Source organism: Allomuricauda sp. ANG21 (assembly GCF_040705235.1).
In the GTDB taxonomy this organism is placed as follows: domain Bacteria; phylum Bacteroidota; class Bacteroidia; order Flavobacteriales; family Flavobacteriaceae; genus Flagellimonas; species Flagellimonas marina.
On record NZ_JBFCVT010000011.1, the window covers coordinates 101,847 to 125,972 of the forward strand.

At 42.9% G+C, this 24,126-nt stretch carries 16 protein-coding genes; 11 read left to right on the forward strand and 5 right to left on the reverse strand.

Going from position 1 to position 24,126, the window contains the following annotated elements:
• The first annotated feature begins 4 nt into the window (after positions 1 to 4).
• The 3 genes from AB1A65_RS09405 to AB1A65_RS09415 all read left to right on the forward strand — a co-directional run bounded on the left by AB1A65_RS09405 (position 5) and on the right by AB1A65_RS09415 (position 6,477).
• On the forward strand, positions 5 to 1,615 hold the full coding sequence (locus tag AB1A65_RS09405; RefSeq protein ID WP_366588224.1) for a RagB/SusD family nutrient uptake outer membrane protein: 1,611 nt from the start codon (positions 5 to 7) through the stop codon (positions 1,613 to 1,615).
• 97 nt (positions 1,616 to 1,712) lie between these two features.
• Complete coding sequence (locus AB1A65_RS09410) at positions 1,713 to 3,101, forward strand: DUF6055 domain-containing protein (protein ID WP_366588226.1); 1,389 nt, start codon at positions 1,713 to 1,715, stop codon at positions 3,099 to 3,101.
• Positions 3,102 to 3,192: 91 nt separating this feature from the next.
• Complete coding sequence (locus AB1A65_RS09415; protein WP_366588229.1) at positions 3,193 to 6,477, forward strand: VCBS repeat-containing protein; 3,285 nt, start codon at positions 3,193 to 3,195, stop codon at positions 6,475 to 6,477.
• Positions 6,478 to 6,509: 32 nt separating this feature from the next.
• On the opposite strand, the gene AB1A65_RS09420 is transcribed toward AB1A65_RS09415, so the two are convergent.
• Together AB1A65_RS09420 and AB1A65_RS09425 are read right to left on the reverse strand one after the other, a co-directional pair.
• Positions 6,510 to 7,604, reverse strand: a complete 1,095-nt coding sequence (locus AB1A65_RS09420) for a formylglycine-generating enzyme family protein (protein WP_366588232.1) — start codon at positions 7,602 to 7,604, stop codon at positions 6,510 to 6,512.
• Positions 7,605 to 7,634: 30 nt separating this feature from the next.
• Entirely contained in the window at positions 7,635 to 9,158 is a 1,524-nt protein-coding gene (locus AB1A65_RS09425) for a sulfatase (protein WP_366588235.1), read from the reverse strand.
• A 413-nt stretch (positions 9,159 to 9,571) separates the two neighbouring features.
• On the opposite strand from AB1A65_RS09425, the gene AB1A65_RS09430 reads away from it, so the two are divergent.
• Entirely contained in the window at positions 9,572 to 10,897 is a 1,326-nt protein-coding gene (locus AB1A65_RS09430; RefSeq protein WP_366588238.1) for a PQQ-dependent sugar dehydrogenase, read from the forward strand.
• A gap of 228 nt (positions 10,898 to 11,125) precedes the next feature.
• Here the strand turns inward: AB1A65_RS09430 and AB1A65_RS09435 are convergent, their stop codons facing one another.
• Positions 11,126 to 12,265: a PQQ-dependent sugar dehydrogenase gene (locus tag AB1A65_RS09435; RefSeq protein WP_366588240.1), complete on the reverse strand. Its 1,140-nt coding sequence runs from the start codon at positions 12,263 to 12,265 to the stop codon at positions 11,126 to 11,128.
• Between the two features lie 707 nt (positions 12,266 to 12,972).
• Here AB1A65_RS09435 and AB1A65_RS09440 point away from each other — a divergent pair.
• The 7 genes from AB1A65_RS09440 to AB1A65_RS09470 all read left to right on the forward strand — a co-directional run bounded on the left by AB1A65_RS09440 (position 12,973) and on the right by AB1A65_RS09470 (position 20,517).
• Positions 12,973 to 13,791, forward strand: coding sequence for an SDR family oxidoreductase (locus AB1A65_RS09440; protein ID WP_366588242.1), 819 nt, complete (start codon positions 12,973 to 12,975; stop codon positions 13,789 to 13,791).
• A gap of 46 nt (positions 13,792 to 13,837) precedes the next feature.
• The gene (locus AB1A65_RS09445; RefSeq protein WP_366588244.1) at positions 13,838 to 14,818 is read left to right on the forward strand and encodes a TRAP transporter substrate-binding protein; all 981 of its coding nucleotides are present in this window, start codon (positions 13,838 to 13,840) and stop codon (positions 14,816 to 14,818) included.
• Positions 14,818 to 15,276, forward strand: a complete 459-nt coding sequence (locus AB1A65_RS09450) for a TRAP transporter small permease (protein ID WP_366588246.1) — start codon at positions 14,818 to 14,820, stop codon at positions 15,274 to 15,276. Before AB1A65_RS09445 ends, AB1A65_RS09450 begins: the two co-directional genes overlap by 1 nt.
• Positions 15,255 to 16,577, forward strand: coding sequence for a TRAP transporter large permease (locus tag AB1A65_RS09455; RefSeq protein WP_366588248.1), 1,323 nt, complete (start codon positions 15,255 to 15,257; stop codon positions 16,575 to 16,577). The genes AB1A65_RS09450 and AB1A65_RS09455 overlap by 22 nt, the downstream gene beginning before the upstream one ends.
• A 63-nt stretch (positions 16,578 to 16,640) precedes the next feature.
• A complete protein-coding gene (locus tag AB1A65_RS09460; RefSeq protein ID WP_366588250.1) occupies positions 16,641 to 17,984 on the forward strand; it encodes a DUF1080 domain-containing protein in 1,344 nt (447 codons plus the stop codon).
• Between the two features lies 1 nt (position 17,985).
• Positions 17,986 to 19,314, forward strand: a complete 1,329-nt coding sequence (locus tag AB1A65_RS09465) for a Gfo/Idh/MocA family oxidoreductase (RefSeq protein WP_366588252.1) — start codon at positions 17,986 to 17,988, stop codon at positions 19,312 to 19,314.
• 6 nt (positions 19,315 to 19,320) lie between these two features.
• Entirely contained in the window at positions 19,321 to 20,517 is a 1,197-nt protein-coding gene (locus AB1A65_RS09470; RefSeq protein WP_366588254.1) for a Gfo/Idh/MocA family oxidoreductase, read from the forward strand.
• 146 nt (positions 20,518 to 20,663) lie between these two features.
• On the opposite strand, the gene AB1A65_RS09475 is transcribed toward AB1A65_RS09470, so the two are convergent.
• The gene (locus AB1A65_RS09475) at positions 20,664 to 21,773 is read right to left on the reverse strand and encodes a glycoside hydrolase family 16 protein (protein WP_366588256.1); all 1,110 of its coding nucleotides are present in this window, start codon (positions 21,771 to 21,773) and stop codon (positions 20,664 to 20,666) included.
• Positions 21,774 to 21,923: 150 nt separating this feature from the next.
• A complete protein-coding gene (locus AB1A65_RS09480; RefSeq protein WP_366588258.1) occupies positions 21,924 to 24,107 on the reverse strand; it encodes a hypothetical protein in 2,184 nt (727 codons plus the stop codon).
• Positions 24,108 to 24,126 lie beyond the last annotated feature (19 nt).

The following is a 24,126-nucleotide window of genomic DNA, read 5'->3' on the forward strand; positions in this document are numbered from 1 at the left end:
CTGGATGATGAAATATATCAAAACAAAAAAATGGATACTCGCTGCAATTGCAGTTTGCACATTGGGTGCGAGTTGTACCGATTTGGAGGAAACTGTCTACAGTCAAATTCTTGCTGAAGAAACCGTTTTCACCGCTGATGATTTAAATCTCATTGTTGCTACTCCCTATGCCAATATGAGAGGCATTTATTGGGAATGGGAAGGACTTTTTGATGTCTATGAAGAGTCTTCAGACCTTTATGTAACACCCAGACGTACTAATATTGGATGGGGTGCGCAATACATTCTAATGCACCAACATACCTGGGGGCCAGGCACAAGCCATATAGAATCCCTTTGGTTTCGGTCGTATAGGGCCATAAACAATGCCAACAAGGCTATTCTTCAATTGGAGCAATTGGAAGGCGAAGGTGTTGATAACTACATAGCCGAGATGAAGGCCTTGAGAGCCCTTTGTTATTACATTCTATATGACAATTTTAGAAACATCCCCCTGGTAACTCAATTTGATGTGCCCGAAGGATTCTTGCCGGAGCAGGCTTCGAACCAAGAGGTGTACGATTTTATTATTCAAGAGTTGACCGATGCAATGCCATTGCTGAGCCAAGAAAATAGTGGAGCCACTTACGGACGTTTCACATATTGGGGCGCTAAAATGACATTGGCCAAAATGTACCTCAACTCAGAGGTTTACATAGGTACGCCACGGTGGGATGATGCCTTGGCAGAAGTACAGGATATCATTGACAGCGGTCTGTTCTCAATGGCTTCAGATTTCTCTGATATTTTTGCCATTGAGAATGAAAACCTACCCGAAACCATTTATGCCATACCTTTTGATCAAATCAACGCATCAGGTTCTTATTTGGCGTACAAGGCACTTTTAGGTTCAAGTAGGGCCACTTTTGATCTTTCCGGATCTCCTTGGGGTGGTAGTGCTGCTATTCCTCAGTTCATTGACACCTATGATGAGGACGATCAACGATTGGAAGATACGTGGATAGGTGGACCACAGTTTACCAGTTCTGGGGATCCATTGTTGTTGAATCCAGATGACCCAGATTCTCAATTGGATTACATCAACTATATAAAAAATGTCAATGAAGCTGATGATGCTGATGGATATAGATTTGTTCGATATGAAATAGGTGCCGGAGATGTGGGAACCACCTCCAATGATGTTCCTTTTTTCAGATATACAGACGCCCTTATGATCAAGGCTGAATGCTTGTTACGGACAGGATTTGCCGATCAAGCGGCTGAAATTGTAACAGATGTTAGACAAAGGGCCTTTAAAGATACAGATCCTTCCAAGGCAGTGGTTACTGGTGCTGAACTAATGCAAGGCAGTGTGTATCAATATGGTGTGCAGGAAGATGGTGTAATCACCAACCTTGAAGGTGGCGACGATATTGAATATGGAAGATTCTTGGACGAATTGGCATGGGAGTTTGTAGGTGAACACCACAGAAAACAAGACTTAATTCGTTTTGGGGTTTATACCACTAAATCTTGGTTCTCGCATACACCCAATGGAGATTACAGGGAAATTTTCCCAATTCCATTGAGTCAAATGGAAACCAACCCCAATTTGACCCAAAACCCGGGGTATTAAACTGTAAGCATTTTGTTTTATATAGTTAGTTTGAGTTAGTTTAGATAAGCCAAGGAAGTCTTTGATCTTCTTTGGCTTTCTTTTTTAGGAGCGTTTCATGAGATTTAAGTTTCACACAATTATTCTATTGTATTGTATTACTGCTTGCTCATCGGGAGATAATTCTGCAAGCATACGTAATGAGGAGGCGGAAGAGGGCATAATTCCCCCCGATAATTTTCCCTATGTGTTTGCCGAAAAGCCGAGTACAGGAAAGAGCATATATATCCCTAACGATTTACAGGACAATAATTTTGATTCCAACAACAGTCATTGGAGTTATCAAAGAAGTGCTTCCTCGGAAAATGTTATTCTTTTTTGGGAAAAAGGCTTCGGTCAATACCCCAGCAAAACTGCAAACACAGCAATGCAGGTTAATATTCAAAACTTGTTGGATAGTGCAGAGAAGCAATATGTATTTTACCGCGATACGCTAAAATTTGTGGATGCAGGAACATCACAATCCGATGAATACAGAATGATGATCTTTCTGATTTATCAAGAACAGTGGTTGGCGACAGGAGCGGGATATGATAATGTTATAGGTGCTCTTTGGATTAACCCAACTACAACGGCCTACAATTCAGTAATTGGCCATGAGTTTGGGCATTCATTTCAGTATCAAGTACATTGTGATGGCAATTACGGTTTCAGGGATCAAGACTATGTAGGGACATTTTGGGAGCAATGTGCCCAATTTATGTCATGGCAAATGAACAATGAAGATTATTCACAAGATCTGCCATACTTTCTAAAAAATGCACACAAGAATTTCTCGCATGAAGATATCAGGTACCAATCCATTTACCTTATGGAATATTGGAAACAAAAACATGGTGATGAATTCTTAGGAAAAGTTTGGAAGGAAGCCCAAGAGCCTGAGCATCCATTGCAAGCCTATAAAAGGATCACGGGAATTGAGCAAGAGCAACTCAACGATGAGGTTTTTGAATACGCCGGTAAAAATATTACATGGGATTATCCTTTAGGAAGCTACAATAGGGAATTTATCACATCCCTACCCATATCACAACAATTAGAATATGAGCATACAACCCAACTAGATGCTGTGGAGGATGGGTATTATCAAATAGCTGAAGAGCAAATTCCACAGGCTTACGGCTACAATGCCATAAAACTCCAGGTCTCTTCAGCGGAAACAGAAGTTACGGTGGAATTTGAAGGTTTGGAAAACGAATGGAGTTCCATCGCAGGGTGGCGTTGGGGATTTGTGAGAATCCTTACTGATGGGAAACCTGTTTATGAAGAGACCCAAAAAACAGAACTGGGAACAACCTCAGTTACCATAACAGATAACACAAGTGAGCTCTGGTTCCTGGTAAGTGGGGCTCCCACAGAGCATATAAACCATGTATGGGACGATGATAATGGTAATGATGAAAACTTTCCGTACAGATTAAGGTTTACCAACACGACCCCGGAATAATTACTGGAGATGGTTATGGATTGATTTTGGAATAGTTTAGCTAATAATGTTTTATATTAATGTGGGGAGCGCATGATTAAATTGTAGAGTAATGAAAAAATGTTCGATATACCTTTTGTGTTTGGCCTTACTGGCCAGTTGTACTGAAAAAGAAGAAGTTATAGAAGGCAAAATTTTTGAAATGTTGCCATCAACAACCACAGGTATTGATTTTTCCAATAACCTGACAGAATCCCATGCCCTAAATTACTTTACCTATTCCTACCTCTATATGGGGGGTGGGGTAGCTGCAGGAGACATTAACAATGATGGGTTGGTGGACCTTTATTTTACGGGTAATCAAGTCTCCAATAAGCTCTACCTGAATAAAGGAAATCTTCATTTTGAGGACATAACAGAGAAAGCAGGCGTTGGGGGAGATGACAGATGGTATACAGGAGTTACTATGGCAGATGTGAATGATGATGGACTCTTGGATATTTATTGCTCAGTAAGTGGGAAGTTTCCCCCCTTTAATAACCAGTTGTTCGTAAACAACGGTGATGGAACATTTACGGAGCAAGCGGAAAAATATGGCATTTCTGATAAAGGGAACAGTATTCAATCCACATTTTTTGATTATGATAAAGATGGTGACCTAGACTTGTATGTAGGGAATTATCCCCCAGCCAACTTTAATTCACCCAATGCCTACTACCTTCATAAAATGAAGAATCACACCTACGAGGAAGTTGATCACCTGTACAGAAACGACGGTGACACCTTTACTGATGTGTCCGTACAGGCGGGAATTGCTAAATATGGACTTACATTGGGAACCACTGTGGGTGATTTGAACAACGATGGTTGGCCGGATATTTACATTTCAAATGATTTCAGTACTCCCGACTATCTGTATTTGAACAATGGAGATGGCACTTTTAAGGACGTTTTACGACAGAGCACTGCACAAACGGCGTTCTACGGTATGGGGGTTGATATGGCTGATGTCAATAATGACGGCAATCTGGATTTGTACCAACCTGATATGGACTCCCACATCAACCGAAGACAGAAGGCAAATATGGTTAGTATGAATCCAGAACTTTTCTGGAGTACCGTTAGATCTGGTTTTCATTACCAGTATATGCACAATTGCCTACAGCTGAATTCAGGTGTTTTCTTTAACAATATTCCATATTTCAACAATGTGTCAAGAATGGCTGGAGTATCCTCAACCGACTGGACATGGGGCGGACTCTTTGCAGATTTTGACAACGATGGACACAAGGACCTTTTTGTCTCCAACGGAACCCGTAGGGAAGTAAGCAACCATGATTATTTTGATGACCTTGAAGGTAAACGGAATGAATTCTTGAAACTCTCCCTCAGTATTCCCTCTGAACGGATGGATAATTTTATGTTCAAAAATAACGGTGATATGACTTTTGCAAAGGTCAATGATGATTGGAACATCAAGTTTGAGGGGTTCTCCACTGGAGCCATTTATGCCGACTTGGACAACGATGGTGATTTGGAAGTGGTAACCAATAATTTGGATGATAAGGCCTCCATCTTTAAAAATAAGAGCAGTGCCGTAAATAATTATATAACACTTCAATTTAAAGGTAAAGAAGGAAATAAATTTGGTTTGGGAACCAGGGTATATGTCACTGTAGACGATAAGACACAATTGCAGGAATTGACGCTTTCCAGAGGTTTTCAATCCGCTGTGGCACCGCAACTCTATTTTGGAGTGGGAGGTGCGAAAAAAATTGATCAGATAAAAATTTTTTGGGACGATGGGAAGGAACAGCTCATGCGCAATGTTGATGCCAACCAGATGTTAACCTTGAAATATAAAGATGCAGTCGCTTCCAATGCTTTGGGGGAAAAGGAAAAAACCCTTTTCGATTCCTTTGATAGAGGTCCTTTTCCTATTTTCAGACACAAGGAAAACTACAATGATGATTTTGAAACCCAAGTACTTTTACCACATAAAATGTCCACCTTTGGGCCGGCATTAGCCGTTGGAGATATGAACGGCGACGGATTGGAAGATTATTTTGTAGGCGGCGCTTCCGGACATACTGGAATCATCTTTTTGCAGACAGAAAATGGTTTCACTGGAATGGAATCAGAGGTGTTTGAAAGAGATAAAGGCTCCGAAGATTTAGGAGCCGTCATTTTCGATGCCGATGGGGATGGAGACAACGATTTGTATGTAGTGAGTGGCGGCTATGAATTTTCACCCAATTCTCCCGAGTTGCAGGACAGGCTTTACTTAAATAGGGGCAATGGACAATTTGATAAAGCAAGCAATAGTGCACTTCCAAAGATGTTGGCCAGTGGCTCGCGGGTATATGCTGAAGATTTCAACAAGGATGGGAAAAAGGACCTGCTGGTACTAGGAAGACAGACCCCTGGGAATTATCCCAATGCCGCATCGAGCTATCTTCTGAAAAATGCAAGTGAAAACGGAAATGCAAAATTTCAATCTTTTTCTTCCCAAACCACAGAACTTTTAACAAACTTGGGAATGGCTACAAGTGCCTCCGTTACCGACTTTGACAAGGATGGATGGATGGATATCATCATTGTTGGAGAATGGATGCCAATAACCGTATTTAAGAACAATCAAGGTGATTTTGTTGAGGTTTCCGAAGAAATGGGACTGACCAATGACACCAGAGGGTGGTGGTGGAGCATCCAAGAAGGTGATTTTGATGGTGATGGCGATATGGATTATATCTTGGGCAACAATGGTCTTAACTATAAGTATAAAGCCAAAGGCGAAGAAACCTTCGATATCTATTTTGATGATTTTGATGAAAACGGACGAGGCGATATCGTGTTAGGCTATTACAATCAAGGAGAGCAATATCCCGTTCGAGGAAGAGAATGCTCCTCCCAACAGATTCCCGGGATAAAGGATAAATTCAAGAACTACCAAAGTTTTTCAACGGCAACCCTACAGGAAGTCTACGGCAGCGAAAAACTAGAAAAATCATTGCACTATCAGGTGAAATCATTCGCCAGTAGTTACATGGAGAATCGTGATGGGAAATTCGTAATATATCAACTGCCCATGGAAACACAGGTTTCAAGCATCAACAAGATTTTAGTGGATGACTATGATAAAGACGGCCACTTGGACGCACTTATAGCAGGAAACTTATTTGCATCTGAAGTGGAAACACCTCGCAATGATGCTGGGTATGGCATGTTCTTAAAAGGGGACGGAATGGGAGGTTTTACGGCAATCCCGGCTCGCAACAGTGGTTTTTTTGTTCCCGGTGATGTCAAGGATATGTTGGTGATAAAAGTAAATGGGCAATCCTATATTTTGGTGGCCAAGAACAGTGACTACATGCAGTATGTTCAAATTAGGGGTTAATTACCTCCTACGGAACGGTACCACTACTGAAACTATTTAACGGATAAAGCGGTTCTAAACCCTAGATGCTCCATTCCAGAATCAGGACTGGTCGCCATACGAGCAGAAATTCGATAGCTGGCACAGTACGAAGCACTACACAGGAACGATCCCCCTTTTATGACTTTTTCTTGGGCATACGGGTTGTTTGAATTAAAGGCTTTATCTGCCCCTAAAGGGTTATGTACAACCCCATTCTTATTGGCCATTTCCTCATAATAGTTGGAATTGTACCAATCATTGGTCCATTCCCACACATTTCCAGCCATATCATAGAGCCCAAAACCATTTTTGGGATAGCTCATTACAGGGGCCAAACGCTCAAAACCATCCTCTTGGGTATTGTTCACAGGGAACTCGCCTTCCCAAGAATTGGCATAATTGCTTAGCAGGGTTATATCATTGCCCCAGAAAAAAAGTGCATCATTCTTTCCCGCTCTGGCGGCATACTCCCATTCCGCTTCGGTGGGGAGCCTCCGGCCCGCCCATTCACAATAGGCCAGTGCATCCTCCAAAGCGATATGCACCACCGGATGGTTTTCTTTTCCAATAATGGTACTATTGGGCCCGCTGGGATGGTTCCAGTTGGCACCTATCTTCCATTCCCACCATTGGGAAAAGTCATAGAGGTTAGGCACACTGGTCTTGGTCTTTTTGAACACCAATGACCCTGGCTGCAAGATGGAATCGTGTGGTTTTGGGGTGCCCTCAGGAAGTTGCTTTTTCATTTCTTCCCAATCAATTTCACGTTCGGCCACGGTAACATAGCCGGTTTCTTTGACAAATTCTGAAAATTGGGCATTGGTCACTTCATGTTCATCCATAAAGAACCCGTCAACAGATACGCCATGGGCAGGTTTTTCATGCATCATTGCCATTTTGTCGCCAGGTACGGCACCTTGTATAAACTTGCCACCGGGAACCCATACCATTCCCTTGGGAACTTCAATGGGAGGGGTTTCTACTTCAACAAGCTCGTCTCCTCCAATGTTCACTTTAGCATTATTCCCCTTCTCCTTACAGCTATAGCCAATTATCAAAAGGAAAAACGAAAAAAGAACTGCTGTGAACTTTATTTTTGTCAACATACTAAAATCTACTTTTTTAGGATGATTTGGTTAATATTCTCCTTGGTGCTTAAAATCTCCAAAACTGGGGCGGTCCATAGATTTCAAGGGAATTTGCATTCCACCGGTCGTCTCCAACCAGGTATATAGGGATTTCAGCATACTCTTGATTGTGTCCTGTTTTGAAGGATCGCCTATGAGATTATACATTTCGTTTGGGTCGTTTTCCAAATCATAAAGCTCATTTCTATCCCAAATGCCTTGGTATCGGATATACTTGTATTTGTCCGTTCGCATACCGAACATAGTTGGTGTCATGGGGAAATCATTCTCCCAATAGTATTCGTAATAAATCTCATTTCGGTTACCGGCAGGATTTTCCCCAGTTAGGATTGGTACAAAGGACACACCAGGCATGTCCTGTGGCTGCTTTACACCTGCCTCCGCCAAAATGGTTGGTGCAATATCTATGTTCTGCACCATGGCATTGGGTTGAATTCCACCACTGAACAAATCTGGGCAACGTACCAACAATGGGACCTTTACTGACTCCTCATAGAAATGACGCTTGTCAATCAATCCATGCTCCCCCCAACTAAACCCATTATCACCCATATAAATAATAAGTGTGGAATCATCCAATCCTTCAGATTCCAGATAGTCCATTACCTTGCCTACACTTTCGTCAACCCCTAATAGAGTCTCGCAATAGGCCTGAACGAGCTCCTGCATATCAATATTGCTGTGGTACATATAATCCACCCCATGCCAGCTTACACGCTGCTTGGCCACCCATTCAGGCCACTTTAAATCTCTCCAATCCCCTGTTTTGGTCTGGTCGTAGGTGGGGGGCAATTGGATTTGCTTCCCTTTGTATTTGCCCTTGTGGCGTTTAGCGGGTTGAAACTCTGCATGCACCGCCTTGTGGGACAGGTACATGAAAAATGGTTTGTCCTTTTTTCTGTTTTTTAACCAATCCACGGCATGTTCGGTCAGCAAGTCAGTGATATACGTTGAATCTTTATACTGGATGCGTTCCCCGTTTATGTTCAATTGGGGGTTGTAGTAGACGCCTTGTCCAAAAAAGCTTTCCCAATGGTCAAAACCCGGTCGCGGCTCATCCGTATGACTTCCCATATGCCATTTTCCAAAAAAACTGGTTTGATAGCCCGCTTTTTGAAGATATTGGGGGAAATAGGTCAGGTTTCCAGGATTTGGGGCTTGATTATCCACAATGGTGTGGGTATGTGAAAATTGTCCTGTCAATATGGAAGCCCTACTCGGTGAACACAACGAGGTGGTGACAAAAGCATTGGGCAAATAGGCCCCTTCCGAAGCCAAACGGTCCATGTTGGGGGTTTCCAGCCACGGTACCTTTCCCGTAAAGCCCATATAATCATATCTATGGTCATCGGTTAAAATAAATATGATGTTACGGGGTTTCTTTTTTGATTGGGCACTGAGGCAATGAAAAAAAGGTAGCAGAAAAATAGATAATAGTATTGTGCGTAAGGTGGGTAAGGATATTCTAACGGCGTTCCTTTCCGATTTTCGGTTGCTCAATAAAGCTGTCATATTTGGATAATCTTTAAAATAATAGGCACATGTACTTTTAGAGTAGTGTGCCTGTCTTACCAAATATACAATAAGCTATAGTGTTGCGCCCATCTTATAAACTATATAAATTAAAATATTGGTAGTGTGGGAGGCGACACTCATACTGAAGGGATAGTATGGAATTCTGAATTTTAGATTTGATAATCGTTGATTTACAATTGTTTTCAGGTAACTGGGCTAATTCAGCATCTCTTTAATGATGGAAAAGTGACATATCAGTCAAAAGTTTTTCTTAATCAAGTAATGTCTACGGTTCTAATGACTTAATTTCCATGGTGTACGTGGGTAAATCAAGATGTAGGTTATCGATAAAATGGCAAACTGATGGTTTTGTTGAAAACAATTGCTAACTTACTTTAAAACAATTTGTTATGAACCTTTTTAAAAACAGTATCTGGCTTGTGTTTTTGTTAATGGTTGTGGCGGTTCAACTATCGTGCAGTTCAAGTGATACACCAGAAATTCCGAATACAGAGGATCAGGAGGGCTCCAATGATGATGACAATAACGGGGATGATGGAGATCAAGATACCAGTGATGATGGTCCATCCACTCCAGACGAACCCTTAGACCCTGTAGAAACTGATGATCCAAATTCAGATTATTCTCCAGCGTTTGATGGGCAGACCAGAATTGCAGGCGTTCAAACCGAAACCGAATATACCGTTTCCGTTTTTGCCACAGGTCTTACCAAACCTTGGGGGATGGCCCACTTGCCCGATGGTAGAATTCTAGTGACCGAAAAGGGTGGTACTATGCGTTTGGTATCCGTTACAGGCGTTGTAGGCTCATCCATTACTGGGATTCCATCGGTAAATAGTGCTGGACAAGGTGGATTATTGGATGTGGCCATAGACCCTAATTTTGAAGAAAACCGAAGGATTTATTGGACATTTTCACAAAATGGACCAGATGGAACCGCTACTGCTGTGGCCAAAGGGAGACTTTCGGACAGTGAAGATGAAGTTGAGGATGCAACTGTAATTTATACGGCCATTCCTGAATATGATGGCACTGCACATTATGGGTCCCGATTGGCTTGGGATGGGCAAGGAAATCTGTTTGTAAGTACTGGTGATCGATCTAGTACAATTACCCGTCCAGAAGCCCAAGAATTGGACGCTGCATTGGGCAAAGTGCTACGAATAACCACTGATGGTGAGCCTGCACCGGGTAATCCGTTTTTGTCTGAAACAGGTATCTTACCGGAAATTTACTCGTACGGCCATAGAAATGTGCAGGGATTGGCTATCCATCCCGTATCAGGTGATCTTTGGGAAGCCGAATTGGGACCAAGGGGTGGTGATGAAGTTAACCTGATTGAAGCTGGTGCCGACTATGGTTGGCCTACCATCTCCTATGGTTTGGAATACAGTGGTTCGGCTATTGGGGCTGGTATTACTCAGCAAAATGGGATGGAGCAACCTAATTACTATTGGGATCCTGTGGTATCGCCAAGTGGTATCGATTTTTATTCCGGAAATTTGATTCCGGAGTGGACCAATAATTTGTTTTTGGCAGCTTTGAGTGGGGAACATGTAGTTAGGTTGGTAATTGAAGATAACAGTATTGTGGGCGAAGAACGATTGTTGGAAAGCGAAGGAAGACGGTTTAGGGATGTACTGGATGGAGCCGATGGAGCGATTTATGCACTCACCGACGGTGATAATGCTGTGATATATCGTATTGGACTGTAAAGAAATCTTATTTGTGGATATAGCTAAAGAGAATGATTTTAAAAGTGGAATAACGGAAAGGACCTAACACATCATACTTTTGCTACATCGCATCACACTTTGATGCTCAAAACCTTATTGATTTGGGCATATTGCACTTTTACTAAAAGCCCGATAAAAAGGCCAGAAACAAAACGCTTCCCTTTAAAATTTACTAAAGCTGGTTTTTAGTTTGGCAAAATTTCTGGCTTATATCGGTTTTAATCTATAGATTCCTCCACCATCAACACCGATATAGAGAAAACCGTCTGGCCCTTGTGTGATTGACCTTATGCGTTTCCCAAAATCTTGTAGCAAACGTTCTTCATGAACTACTTGGTTATTTTCAATCACCAATCGGTTTAAATGGGTTTTAGCCATGGCTCCCAAAAAAAGATTGCCTTTCCAGTTTTTATAGCGATTGCCCCAATAAAATTGCATGCCACTGGGAGCAATGGAAGGAACGTAATAGTAAAATGGCTGTTGCATGCCTTCCTTATGGGTAATTCCCGCTCCAATAGGAGTATCATCATAGTCGATGCCATGGCAGATAATGGGCCACCCGTAGTTGTGCTTTGGATGAATTCTGTTGATTTCGTCCCCACCTTTAGGCCCATGTTCATGTGACCAAATTTCCCCGGTTTCAGGATGTATGGTCAGACCTTGGGGATTTCTGTGCCCGTAACTCCAGATTTCCGGCGCAGTATCCAATGAATCCATAAAAGGATTGTCCATGGGTATTCTCCCATCATCGTGAATACGAAGAATTTTTCCCAAATGGTTGGAAAGAGTCTGCGCAGAATCCATTAGGTCATACCGATCACCCATAGATACAAAAAGATAATTGTCTTGTATGGCCATTCGATTTCCATAATGACTAGAACCCTTGTAAAATGGAAAAACGGTAAAGATACGCTCAATTTGCACCAACGAATCCGCATGTAATTTGCCCCGATCAATCACCATGGTGCTTCTAATGGAATCGCCAATGGAATGTGAAAAATAGAGCCATTGGTTCTGCTGAAAGTCAGGATGGGGAAGAATGTCCAACGCTCCACCATCTCCAGCGGCATATGATTTTGGGATACCTTTTAGAAGAGTTTTAGTCCGTGCTTTTACATCAATGAGGAATATCTCATTCGAAAATCGGTTCGTGACCAGCATCTTTTGTTCCGATATAAAGGCAATGGCAAAAGGAATCTGTACACCATCAACAACCTGTTCCAGTTCAAAAGGGAATTCTTCACCTTGAAAAACAAGACTCTTTTCTTCCGATTGGCAAGCTGTCAAAAAGATTGTGAAAACCAGAACCAATAAAAAACAGTAGTAGAGATTTAATTTGAAATACATTATGATGATATAAATTGATGCAAACATCTTGGAATGCCTTAAAAGGAAATAGTCAATTTACATATCACTTTTACTGATTTATGAATCCATCAATGTTTGTAATTTGAACAAACTCCAATAAAAATGGGGACCATATCAGCCAGAGGGTGGTTCAAGTTTTGTTTTCCGAAAGAAATTCATTGAGCATGAGTCCGCCTTTGCCTGAACTATTCTTTTTAAAATATCCATTTGAAAATTTCACTTGTCTAACTAAAGATTTAAAATATCTTCATAAAGTTGTTGCAGTTCAGATAGGGTAAATTGTTTGGGCAGCAGTTCCTCGATTCCCAATAGATCTCTAGGTTGTCCTTTAACCCAGTAAGTGCATAAAGGTAGGTTGTGAGCGGATTCTTGTATAGTTTTATGTGCTTCCATTACGCCTCGGGCAACTTTCAGTCATCAGTAAATTCTCCTACTGACCTCTTGATCAATAAAAGATTTGACCGGTTCTCCACAAAGGCAAAAATGTCAATATCTGTAGTCATTGAACACTCAAATGCATCAAGATTTACTTGAAAATTTTGAAGAACCGGTAAATCAACTTCTTTTTTATTACCCATTTCATTTTTTTATTGGCACAAAACGTCTAAATTAGCAAATGCGTAAAAAGTACACAGAAATACCATTTTTTTATTAAATGAATCAAATCCTTTAAGGGAAGGGGAAAGATGACGAGCGAACTTTTTAATATTTCAGGCAGAGTGATTCTCATTACGGGTGGAACCGGTGTGCTTGGTTCAAGTATGGCTGAATATCTGCTTTCCCAAGGTGCTAGGATTGCAATTTTGGGGCAGACCCAGAAGAAAGTAGAAGAAAGAGTCAAATCATTTGAAGCGAACTATGACCATATCCTTGGTTTTTCAGGAAGCGTGTTGGACAAGAATTTTTTACAAAGTGTCAGAAAAAGTATTGTTGATGCTTGGGGAAAAATCGATGTGCTTATCAATGCAGCAGGTGGGAACATGCCAGGTGCCGTGATAGGCGAAGGTCAGACTATTTTCGATTTAAAAATGGAGGACTTCAGAAAAGTCTCTGAATTAAACTTGGATGGCACTGTAACCCCATCTTTGGTTTTTGGGGAGCAAATGGCAGCGCAAAAACATGGATGCATTCTCAACGTCTCTTCCATGGCAGCAAGTAGGGCACTGACACGTGTAGTAGGTTATTCCACGTCAAAAGCCGCTATTGATAATTTTACCAAGTGGATGGCCACCGAACTGGCCCTAAAATTTGGGGAAGGCCTTCGAGTCAATGCCATTGCACCTGGATTTTTCATCAGTAATCAAAATAGAAACCTGTTGTTAAAAGAAGATGGCAGCTACACCGAAAGAGGACAGACCATAATTAAAAATACCCCTATGAAACGCTTTGGCAGGGCAGAAGAATTGCATGGAGCCGTGCATTGGCTCATTAGTGATGCAGCCAGTTTCGTGACAGGAACCATTGTTCCTATCGATGGTGGGTTTAGTGCGTTTAGTGGTGTTTAGAAATGAAACAGAGCGTGAGTTGATATTACATCAATATTATAGTAAAATGAAACAAACCAAGATTGTTTTTTTATGGATTCTTGCTGTGCAGCTTATGGGTTGTGGACAGGAAAATTCCATAAAGACAATCCGTTTGGCTCATGGTCTTGATGTGAACCACTCGGTGCACAAGGCTATGGTTAAAATGGGAGAGGATATGAAGGAGCTCTCACATGGAAAACTCCGAATCGAGATTTATCCCAGCCAACAACTGGGCACTGAACGTGAGATTTTGGAACTGATACAATTGGGAAGCCTTGACATGACCAAGGTGTCCGTAGCCACCTTGGAGAATTTCGCCCCAAAGACTAGGATTTTGGGACTCCCATACCTGTTTGAAGACCGTGAACATGCCTTTGAGGTGCTGGACGGCCCCATCGGGCAGTCACTTTTGGACAACGCAGAACAATTCAGGTTAAAGGGACTTGGCTACTATGATGCGGGCTTCCGAAGTTTTTACACCGAGCATGAACCCATAAAAAGTCCTGATGATCTGAAGGGTCTTAAGGTCAGGGTAATGGAAAGCATAACTGCAATGGACATGGTAAAAAGTTTGGGCGGGTCACCCACGCCCATTTCCTGGGGAGAACTTTATACATCGCTCCAGCAGGGCGTTGTGGACGGGGCGGAGAACAATCCTCCTAGTTTTTATCTTTCAAGACATTACGAGGTCTGTCCCTACTACGCTTTGGACGAGCATACCTTTTCGCCCGACGTGTTGATCGTTGGCACCCAGTTCTGGGACAAGCTGACCCAAGAAGAGCAAAATTGGGTCGATACTGCGGTTAAAAAATCGTTGCAACATCAACGGATTTTGTGGGCCGAATCGGAGGCGGAAGCTTTGCGGGAGGTAAAAAAGGCAGGAGTTGAGATTTCATATCCCAACAAACAACCTTTTAAAGAGATGACCCAAGATATGTACAAAGCGTATGAAGATGACCCCGAACTGAACAGAATGATACAAGAAATCAAATCCCTCGCAGACTAATGGAACTCAAGAAAAAAGTGGACAAAGCTTTGGGGCATATCCTTGTTGTGATTATGGGCCTAATGGTGGTGAATGTGCTCTGGCAGGTGTTTAGCAGATATGTTTTGGGACAGCCCAGTGCCTTCACCGATGAGTTGGCCAGATACCTTATGATATGGTTGGGACTGTTGGGTGCAGCCTACGTTTCCGGGAAAGGTGGCCATGTTGCCATTGATATCCTTGCAAAACGTTCAAGTGTGCAAAAGCAGAGGTTACTCAAAAGAATGGTCTGTGGCTGTATTATCTTTTTTTGTCTAACCGCAATGGTTATCGGTGGCAGTTGGCTGGTCTATACCACCCATGAGCTTAAGCAGCTCTCTCCCGCATTGGGCCTGCCCTTGGCTTATGTTTACTTGGTGATTCCAATCAGCGGTCTTTTGGTGGTGTACAACAAAACATGGGAAATATTGGAAGCATGAGCATTACGGAATACATACCGCTCCTTGTCTTGATTATAAGTTTTATCGGCCTCTTGGCCATGGGTGCTCCCGTGGCGTGGAGCATCGCCATTTCATCACTGTTGACCTTGTTGGTCAGTGTGCCCATGTTGCCCGCATTCGCTACCATATCGCAACGCATGGCTACGGGGCTGGACAGTTTTGCGCTCTTGGCCATTCCATTTTTTGTATTATCGGGTGAACTGATGAACCAAGGCGGTATCGCCCATCGGTTGATTGCCTTTGCAAAGACCTTGGTGGGGGCGCTTCCTGGTGGCTTGGCCCTGATCAATGTAATATCGGCCATGCTCATGGGGGCCATTGCAGGGTCGGCTCTGGCGTCCGCATCGGCCATGGGGAGCATACTTGGTCCGGAAATGGAAAAAGAAGGGTATGATAAAGAGTTCGGGGCCGCGGTGAACATTACATCGGCAACCACTGGGCTGGTAATACCCCCCAGTAACATTTTGATTGTATATTCCCTAGCAAGTGGTGGAGCATCCATTGCCGCGCTATTTTTGGCGGGATATATCCCAGGATTGCTCACAGGTCTGCTGCTCATGATCGTTGCCATGCTGTGGGCCAAGAAAAAAGGATACGGAAAGGGGGAACGAAGTTCTTTGAAACAGGTTTTCAAGACCTCTATTGATGCCGTTCCAAGCCTATTGTTGTTGGTCTTGGTAATTGGTGGAATAGTAGCTGGAATCTTTACTGCAACGGAAGCTTCCGCGATTGCAGTCCTCTACAGCCTATTGTTGGGCTTTGTCTATAAACAGATAAGTTTTGGGAAACTCCCTGAAATCTTTCTGAACGCATCGGCAACTACCGCCATTGTAATGTTGTTGATAGGGGCCTCGATGAGCATGTCCTGGGTGCTGTCATTTGAACATATCCCCCAGGAGATAAGTTCCGGACTTTTGTCCATCACCGACAACAAAATAGCCCTTTTGCTCATCATAAACCTGATATTGCTTTTTGTGGGTATCTTTATGGACATCACCCCCGCCGTGCTCATATTCACGCCCATATTCTTACCCATTGTCACAAAATTAGGAATAGATCCCGTGCACTTTGGAATCATCATGATCTTGAACCTTTGTATTGGGCTGTGTACTCCCCCGGTCGGTTCGGTGCTATTTGTTGGGGTGGGCATTGCAAGAACATCCATTGAAAAAGTCATAAAACCATTATTGCCACTTTTTTTAGCGATGATTGTAGCGCTGTTCCTCATAACCTATTTCCCGGGCCTTAGCCTGTGGTTGCCAAGACTATTTGGATTATAATCGATGTAAAATGAAAATAAAAAAACAATGATACACAAAATGAGAAAACTAAAATATGGCATTATGGCACTTCTTCTAGGATGGGGCTGTACCAATGCTCCAAAGGATGACACACCTTGGATTGATTTATTTGATGGTACCTTGAATGGATGGACCCAAAAAGGGGGTGAAGCCAATTATACCATTAAAGAGGATATGATTGTGGGATCAACAGTGCACAATACCCCGAACTCCTTTTTAACCACAGAAAAAATGTATGATGACTTTATTTTGGAGTTGGAATACAAAGTGGATTCTACCATGAATTCCGGAATACAGGTTAGAAGCAATAGCTTTCCATATTATCAAAATGGAAGGGTGCATGGCTACCAGATTGAGATCGATCCTTCAGATAGGGCATGGAGTGCTGGAATTTATGAAGAGGGAAGAAGAGGTTGGTTAGTCACTTTGGACAACAATTCCGAAGCGCAAAAGGCCTTCAAACAAAATGAGTGGAACCATTACCGTATTGAAGCCATTGGCGACACCTTAAGAACGTGGATCAATGGCGTACCCACAGCCAACTTGATAGATGAAAAAACGGCAAGTGGATTTATTGCCCTACAAGTACACAGTATTGGAAAAGAGCAGAAAGAGGGCACTGAAATCGCTTGGAAGAATATCAAAATTTTAACGGATAGTCTTTCAAAATATACCAAAGAAATGCCATTACCCCCAGTAATCACCAAGAATCAGCTTACCATTAATGAGGTAAACACTGACTGGGAACTGTTGTGGGATGGTGAGACAACGGAAGGATGGCGCGGTGCCCGGTTGGATGATTTTCCGGACAAAGGCTGGGTCATTGAGGATGGTGTACTCACCGTCCTATCAACGGGAGGGGAAGAATCCGCAGCAGGGGGTGATATTGTGACCACCGAACAGTATGGCGATTTTGAGCTCAAGGTTGATTTTAGATTAACCGAAGGGGCTAATAGCGGCATCAAATACTATGTGAACACAGACTTGAACAAGGGCCCTGGTTCATCTATTGGGTTGGAATACCAAATTTTGGATGATGCTGTCCACCCAGATGCCAAACTGGGCAACCATGAAGGTAGTCGTACGCTCGCTTCGCTCTATGATCTTATTAAAGCCGACCCCAACAAACCAGCAAATCCAATTGGAGAGTGGAACACGGCCCATATCGTCTCCAAGGATAATCATGTAGAGCACTGGCTCAATGGCATGAAGGTTTTGGAGTATGAACGCGGAAGTGATGCCTATAAGAAATTAGTGTCCGAAAGCAAGTATAAGGTATGGCCAAATTTTGGGGAGGCACCAACTGGCCCTATTTTGTTACAGGATCATGGGGACAGGGTAAGCTTCAAGAATATTAAGATAAAATCCATCAACAAACAGCAATAAAATGACCACAAGACGAGATTTCATCAAAAAAACGACAACAGGAACAGCCGCCGTCACATTGGGAAGCATGGTTCTTCCTTCCTGGGCCAATGCCCATATCCTAGGGGCCAATGATCAAATAAACTGTGCGGTAATTGGAGTAAGGAGTCGAGCTAAAGCGCACGTTTTGGCGATTCACCAAGATGTTAATGCCAAGATTCTGTACAGTTGTGAAGTAGACGATACCATAATCGAGGAACACAATGCTTGGTGCCAGAAACATATTGGTTATGTGCCAAAAGTTGAAAAGGATTTCCGAAAAGTACTTGAGGACAAGGATGTGGATGCCATTTTTATAGCTACACCGGAACATTGGCACGCTCCCATGGCTATCATGGGGCTTCAGGCGGGGAAGCATGTCTATGTAGAAAAGCCCTGTAGCCATAATCCATATGAAAATGATCTTTTGGTGGCCGCTCGGAATAAGTATGGAAAAAAGGTTCAGATGGGGAACCAACAACGTTCCGCAAAAACATCACAATCTGCTGTAGAGGATATCAAAAAAGGAATAATTGGCGAAGTCTTCAAAGGTGAAGCCTATTATTCCAACAACCGTACCTCAATAGGAAATGGAAAATTGATAGACGTACCGCAGACGTTGGACTGGGAACTGTGGCAAGGCCCTGCACCCAGAGAAAAGTATAGGGATAACATCCACCCCTATAACTGGCATTGGTTCCGAAATTGGGGTACGGGTGAAATCCACAATAATGGTACCCACGAGATTGATATTTGCCGATGGGCCTTGGGAGTGGATTTACCCGACACGGTAACCTCCTTTGGCGGTAAATATACTTATAATGATGACTGGGAGTTCCCAGACAATCAACAGGTAACCTACACGTTTCCTGGAAATAAGTTCATTACATGGACTTCCCATAGTCGGGGTATCATGAAACCCGAACGACCTGGAAGGGGAATCACCATTTATGGAAGCAAAGGAACCATTGAATTGAGCAGAAACTTTTATAAATTGTATGATCTTGGTGGCAATCCTATCAAAATAGAATATGAAAGAGAGTTGAGCGCTACTACAAACACCCAAGGCATAGGTGGACTGGATGTTGACCATGTGGCCAACTTTTTCAATGCAATACGAAAGGATACCTCCTTGAATTCTGAAATAAGGGATGCCAGTGTTTCCACCATGCTTTGCCATTTGGGGAATATGGCCCATGATGCTGGTCATACACTTCAGGTCGATGCAAAAACCGGAAAGGTTTTAAATAGTGAAAAGGCCATGCAAAGTTGGAAACGGGACTATGAAAAGGGATGGGAGCCCAAATTATAATTAACTATGAAACGACGTGATTTTATTGTAAAAGGTAGTTTGGCCAGTTCGGCGGCACTCTACGCACCTTCTGTTTTGGGGTATGCAACCCAAAGCGCCAATGATACCATTAATATTGGTGTGATTGGAACTGGAGATCGTGGCGGAGGACTTATTCCATTCATCAATGAGATTCCGAATATGCGAGTAGTGGCCTGCTGCGATATCATTCCATTTCGACTTGAATCAGGACTTTCCAGAGTGAATGGAAAAGCGAAAGGCTATTCAGATTACCGAAAACTTTTGGAAGATCAAAATGTAGATGCTGTTTTGGTGGCCACACCGTTGAGTACACATTCCCAAATAGTTGTTGATGCCTTAAAAGCAGGTAAACATGTCTATGGGGAAAAAACCATGGCCAAAGGATATGACGGAATAAAACAATTGGTGGATGCGGCAGAAGCATCCGATAAAATTTTTCAAGCAGGGCACCAATACCACAGTTCCCGATTGTACACCCACATCGTGGATGAAATCAATAAAGGTAAAATCGGAAAAATTACCGCATTTGAGTGCCAATGGAACAGAAATGGTAATTGGCGTCGACCTGTACCAGACCCAAAATGGGAACGCATGATCAACTGGCGGATGTACAAGGAATATTCAGGTGGCCTTTTGGCCGAGCTTTGCTCACACCAACTGGATTTTGCCAATTGGGTACTGGGAGCCATGCCCGAAAAAGTTATGGGTGTGGGGGGTATCGATTATTGGAAGGATGGTAGGGAGACCTATGACAATATTCATTTGATATACAGTTACCCCAAAGGGGTAAAGGCATCATTTACGTGCCTCACAAGCAATGCTATGGGGGGTTATAAAGTAAAAGTATTGGGAGATAAGGGTGCTTATATTTTAGATTATGTGAAGGCTTGGTACTATCCAGAGGGAAGCTATCAAAAAGAGATAGGTGAGGTTGACGGTGTTTCTGGTGCCACATTGAATTGGGATGAAGGAAAAGGCATGCCTGTGAATTTTGACCACGAGGACCCTAGTAAACAGGCCTTAATTGACTTTAGGGATAATTTGATGAACAATACCCAGCCCATTTCAAATGCAAAAACTGGTGCCATGGCCGCACTTTGTGTTCAAATGGGATTGGATGCCATGTATGAAAATACCATTGTGGAAACAAAATCACAAAATGTTAAAGAGATATTGGGGTAGACCGGGATGTGGGGATACTATATCTAGCTGACAAAGAACTAATTAAATCCATAAGCAAAAAGGCACAATTCATTAANNTTAATGAATTGTGCCTTTTTTGATAGTAGGGACATACCTTTTCTAGCTATAGCTTACGATTACTGTTACTATTGATAAATTCGGACATAATCAATTTCCAAGGTATCCTCTGTAAACGTCTCCGGAACTTCACCGCCAAGAGTTCCTCCAATGGCAATGTTCAGAATCAAATAATGTTCATGATTGAAGGGCTTGTTGGTGGAATTTGAAAATTCATAGATCAAGGTGTCATCCACATAGGTCTTGATGGATTCGCTGTTCCATTCCACGGAATATACGTGAAACTCGGATGATGCCTCCGTTATGGGGGATTCCCCACCTTCTTCTTTGTATTCTTCAGTATTTAAATCTCCCCAATGAAAATGTGAAATCAAGATATTTTTATCCCATCCGGTCTGTTCCATAATGTCAATTTCACCACTCAAGGGCCACCCAACGCTTCCATACTGATCACCAAAGTAGTTGCCGGTTTCGTTCACATTGGCCCCCAAGGTCCAAATGGCCGGCCAGGTTCCCGCTTCACTAGGTAGTTTGGCCCGAACCTCAATCCTGCCATAAGTAAAAGCAAGCTTGGCGTTCAATCTGGCAGAGGTATATGCTTTGGTGCTGCCGCTAGCTGAATAATCTTCTTTGAAGGCCTTAATTTTTAACGTCCCATCACTTACAAAAGAGTTTTTGGGTCTATCGGTATAATGTTGCAGTTCATTGTTGTGCCAGCTTCCATTGTTTGGGGGAATGACTTGATGGTGCCATTTTTGAGTGTCTGGACTTCCTTCATATTCAAATTCATCCGAAAAAATCAAAGTGGCAAATGCTTCGTCAGATTTAAAAACTTCAACAGTAACGGTGTTTGTCACAAAATCACCCGATTCTGCATAGGCCCAGGCCACTATGGAATAGGAATGGGTGCCATCTTGGGTGAAGGTGTGTTCAAGGTTTCCTGTCTGACTTTCAATTTGGTCGCCATTTTCAAGCCGAAAGGCATATCTCACAGCATTGGTCGCCGATGCAGTTATTTGAATCCTCCCCGAACCATCCCCCATGGGATTGGCATCATTGGCACCAACAATAGTGACGTCCACGACCAAATCTGAAGGAAAATCATTGGGTTGCGAATCATTGGAACTACATGAGAGGACAAAAACCAAGGTCAAAAGGGATATGTTGAATAAACTCATTTTAAAATTTTGATGAATACATTTGTTGTTCTTTTTTTTCATAGCATTTTAATTTGGATGTTGACCCCTGCCCAAAGGACAGGAGTCTTTCCATTGGTAAACTAAGCTAACTCAAACTGCTCTCGTTTATTTTTAAGTTCCAATTTCCGATTAGTTGTGAAAGTATACATTGTCCACAAAAAGTGTCATTGATTCAGCCGGCTGTCCGGCATAGATAAGTTGGGCAATGTTGGCCCGCGTGGTCAATCCTGTAAAATCAGAAAGGGGAATGTCCAAGGATAGCCATGTGCCTTGCTCCGGATTGGATATGGTAATTTCGTGTTCCACATCATCACCTCCGCCATCAAAAGCTCCATTGGCCCCAAAATCCACTAGTTTTATTCTGATTTCAGTGGCATCTGCGGTCCAAACATCGGTGTGGAAATGGGTCATTCCTGTAGCATTTATTTGGTTGGCTACCGTTTCAATTCCCACAAAATTTAGATTGCTGTATTTTTTTACGGCATTGCTTGCAACTGAAATGTCCTCTAAGGTTGCTGCTGACCAATCTGTTCTCCAAGTATCTACAGGAACATCAGTATAGACATCACTGAACATTGAAATTACATTGGCTTCAGGAACCGTTGGGTCGGTCGCTGCCGAAGTAGGTTCCGTGGCCGGAGGATTGTAGAAATAAATGTTGTCCAAATAAATGGTTCCGTTTCCGTCAAACTTCAATTGGATGACATCGGTAAGGTCCACAACACCGGAAAACTCGGTTAGAGGGATGTCCACACTTACCCATTCTCCGGTGGTGATGGCAAAAGAGTGTGGGGTCTCAGCAGGCCCTGAACTGATCAGGTAACCGTTGAGTTCAGATGAATCGGCGGTCCAATAGTCCACATGGAGCATGGTCATTCCCGAAACATCCAGTGGTGAAGCGAACTGTGTTCCCTGATAGTTCAAGTTTGCATATTTTAAAGTGTTGTTGCCCGCGATATCCTCTTGGGTAACGATGGTGGCTTGTCCCCATGCTGGGTTGAAGTCCGTTCCGGCAACATTGGTATATGTGTCACTAAAGACAGAAATCACATTTGCTTCGGGAACAGTGGGTACCGGCGCTCCAGATATAGGTTCGGTGGAGACACCTGCTTCATTATAGAAAAAAACGTTGTCCACAAAAACTGTATTTTGTTTGGAGGGCGCCCCAACAAAAATCAGTTGTGAAATATGGGCTAGTGTGGTCAAACCGGTAAAATCAGATAATGGAATATCCAAACTTACCCATTCTTGTTGGGTTGGGTTTTCAAATACAATTTCGTGCTCGGTGTCGTCCCCACCATCAAAAGTGCCATTTGGTCCAAAATCGACCAGTTTAATTCTGAATTCGGTGGCATCGCCCGTCCAAATATCGGTATGGAAATGGGTCATACTGGTAGCATCTATTTGATTGGCCACGGTCTCGACACCGACAAAGCTCAACTCACTGTACTTTTTAACGGCGTTGCCTTCAATGATGATATCCTCCAAGGTGGCATCGGACCAATCTGTTCTCCAAGTATCCACGGGAACGTTGGTATAGGCATCACTGAAGAGCGAAATCACCTCCAATGGGTCAATGGTTGGGGCAGGGGCCGCAGTGGTAGGTTCGGAGGTTTCCCCCGGTTCTTCCACTTCGCCACCTTCACTCATCACAATATCATCAAAATAATGGGTGGTGGGTGCATCTTTTGGCCCGTTAAAGTCAAAGAACAAAACCAATCTGTCAAATTTATCCGAATCACTGGGTGAAAAAACAAAGGAAAGCTCTTCCCATGCATCGGCAACCGTTGTCTCCGCCTGCACTTCTTTGGAAATGGAACCATCAGCACTGTCCTCAAATTTCAACAATACAATTTGGTCCGCCGCTGGGGAATACACTTTTATGTTGACGGTCTGCATTTCAGTGAAATCGACCTTGCTGGCCAGGTCAAAGAAAAAACCGGCCCATGGTTCCACACCATCGGTTTGGTCATACTGTACCACTTTTTCAGAAGTATTTATGCCCGATGCATCAGGATTCTCCACATATTCCAAGGTGAACGATCCATCTTTTTCCCCAAAAAAAGTAACCTCGGGACCACCGCATTCAAAATCGATGCCCTCTGCAATTTCAGGTACAATGGTAGAAAATGTGCATCCTTCACCTGGTTCTGGTTCCGGCTCGGGCTCAGGAGCCACGTATGCCGAAGGAGGAGGGGTGTCATCCTCAACTTCGCAGGAAAGTATAGTGCCCAACATACCCAGCACACCTAATATGGATAGAAAGGGCAGTCTTGAAAGTAATCTCTTGCTGTTTGTGCTATACTTGTTCATTTTTTGCTGTTTTAATTAA